The sequence below is a fragment of the Moorena sp. genome (assembly GCF_982860115.1).
This window is the reverse complement of sequence record NZ_CEYLVT010000166.1, coordinates 13,721-16,714: the sequence shown is the minus strand read 5'-3', so window position 1 is coordinate 16,714 and position 2,994 is coordinate 13,721. Positions and strand designations below refer to the sequence as shown.

1 protein-coding gene is annotated in these 2,994 nt (G+C 47.7%); it reads left to right on the top strand.

Going from position 1 to position 2,994, the window contains the following annotated elements; translation table 11 throughout:
* A partial coding sequence (locus tag AC4II3_RS23335) for a WD40 repeat domain-containing protein (protein WP_490722897.1) occupies nucleotides 1–2,906 on the top strand: 2,906 nt, incomplete at its 5' end.
* Nucleotides 2,907–2,994 lie beyond the last annotated feature (88 nt).

The following is a 2,994-nucleotide window of genomic DNA, read 5'->3' as shown; positions in this document are numbered from 1 at the left end:
TTAATAATCCTGAACAGGTGTTAGGTGAGATAGTAAACTGGACGGGAGGACAACCCTTTCTTACCCAGCGGTTGTGTCGTTTGGTAGTCCAGACTTGGGAATCGGGCAATAGTCTTTCCTTAGACCAAATAGTGCGTAGGCAGATCATTGACAATTGGGAAGCCCAGGATGAACAGGAGCATTTGAAGACCATACGCGAACGCATTCTCAGAAATGAGCAACGGGCTGGGATGCTGTTGGGTTTGTATCAGCAAGTGTTGGATCACGGTAGTCTAGTTGCTGATGGGAGTGAGGAACAGACGGAATTAAGGTTATCGGGGCTGGTGGTTGAGCGCCAGGGTTGTTTGGAGGTTAACAACCGGATTTATGGGGAGGTTTTCAATTCCGATTGGGTCAAGACAGAATTGGCTAGACTACGCCCCTACGCTGAGGCTTTTACCGCTTGGGTTGATTCTGGGTGTAAGGATAAGTATTTTTTGTTGCGGGGGAAAGCATTAGAGCAGGCTCGGCATTGGTCTAGGGGTAAAAGCTTGAGCGATTTCGATCGTGAGTTTTTAGATGCTAGCCAAGATAAGGATTTGGCTGCTGAGAAAGAGGCTAGTAAGATATTAGCCAAGGCTAAAGAGCAAGCCCAGCGAACCATACGCATAGGGGGAATTGTACTGGGTTTGTCCTTAGTTGCAGCAGTAATTGTTAGTGTGGTTACTGGGGTCAAAGCTAGAGAAAAAATAGAGGAAGCTCAAACCGGCACGGAACTAGAAGGGCAAGGGGTTAATATTTGGCGACAGTTACAGGATAATGCTTATTATGCCAGTGACGAACTTGTTTTATCGGCAATGGAAACTGGGCAAAAATTATTTAATTTCGTTAAAGATGGTCGGCCTCTGGAGGAATATCCTGCTATCAGTCCTCTATATGCCCTCCAGCAGAGTATTAGTAAATTCCGAGAACAGGCTAAATTCACAGGGCATCAGGACAAGGTATGGAGTGTAGCATTCAGTCCTTCTGGACAACAGATTGCCACTGCTTCATGGGATAAGACTGCTAAAGTTTGGGACTTACAGGGAAATGAACTAGCAGTGCTCAAAGGCCATGGAGTCAGGCTATGGAGTGTAGCCTTCAGTCCCAATGGACAAATGCTGGCCACGGCTTCCGATGACAACACTGCCAGAATTTGGGACTTACAAGGAAATGAACTAGCCGTGCTCAAAGGGCATCAGGACTTGCTATGGAGTGTAGCCTTCAGCCCCAATGGACAGATGCTTGTGACTGGTTCAAAGGACAAAACTGCCAGAATTTGGGACTTACAGGGCAATCAAATCGCCGTGCTCAAAGGGCATCAGAACAATGTCAGGAGTGTAGCATTTAGCCCGGATGGAAAGAAGATTGCCACTGGCTCAGACGACGGCAGTGCCAGAATTTGGGACTTACAGGGCAATCAAATCGCTGTGCTGATAGGGCATCAGGGAGCGGTAAGCAGTGTAGCATTCAGCCCGGATGGACAGATGCTGGCCACTTCTTCATGGGACAACACTGCTAGAATTTGGGACTTACAGGGGAAAGAATTAGCCGTGCTCAGAGGGCATCAGAAAGCACTAAGCAGTGTAGCATTCAGCCCAGATGGACAGAGGCTGGCCACTGCTTCAGAGGATAAGACTGCTAGAATTTGGGACTTACAGGGTAATCAATTAGCTGTGCTGATAGGGCATCAGAAGCGGCTATGGAGTGTAACTTTCAGCCCAGATGGACAGATGCTTGTCACTGGTTCAGGGGACAACACTGCTAAAGTTTGGGACTTACAGGGAAATGAATTAGCCGTGCTCACAAGACATCAGAACTGGGTAACAGGTTTAAGTTTCAGCCCCAATGGCAAGATGCTGGCTACTGCTTCAAGAGACAACACTGCTAAAGTTTGGGACTTACAGGGGAATGAATTAGCGGTGCTGACAGGGCATAATGCCTGGGTAATGGGTGTAAGTTTCAGCCCTAATGGCAAGATGCTGGCTACTGCTTCATTTGACAACACTGCTAGAATCTGGGACTTACAAGGCAATCAATTAGCTGTGCTCAAAGGACATTATGACTCGGTATACAGTGTAGCATTCAGCCCCAATGGCAAGATGCTTGTCACTGGTTCAGGGGACAACACTGCTAGAGTTTGGGACTTACAGGGGAAAGAATTAGCGGTGCTGACAGGGCATAATGCCTGGATAACCGGTGTAAGTTTCAGCTCCAATGGCAAGATGGTGGCCACGGCTTCATGGGACAAAACTGCCAGAATTTGGGACATCAAAGGCAATCAATTAGCTGTGCTCAAAGGACATCAGTCCTCGGTAACAGGTGTAAGTTTTAGCCCCAATGGCAAGATGCTGGCCACTGCTTCCGATGACAACACTGCTAGAATTTGGGACATCAAAGGCAATCAATTAGCCGTGCTCAAAAGACATCAGTCCTCGGTAACAGGTGTAAGTTTTAGCCCCAATGGCAAGATGGTGGCTACTACTTCAGATGACAAAACGGCCAGAATTTGGGACTTACAGGGGAATGAATTAGCCGTGCTCAGAGGGCATAAGGAGGAGGTATTAAGTGTAGCATTCAGCCCCAATGGCAAGATGGTGGCTACTACTTCATCGGACAACACTGCTAGAGTTTGGGACATAAAGGGCAATCAATTAGCCCTGTTCAAAGGGCATAAGTCCTCGGTAATTGATGTAGCATTCAGCCCGGATGGACAAAAGCTAGCCACTGCTTCAGGGGACGGCACTGCCAGAATTTGGAAGGTTGAAAGTTTAGGTGAGCTGCTGCATCGGGGCTGTGACTTGCTGGAAGATTACTTTGTTAGGAATCCTGACGCTAAGGAGAAGTTATGGGTATGCCGGGAAGAGGGAACAGGGAACAGGGAATAGGGAATAGGGAATAGGTTGAGGTTCAGAGGCTCAATAACGGTATTCAAATCATCAACGTTGAGGTTCAGAGCCTCAACCACGGTATTCA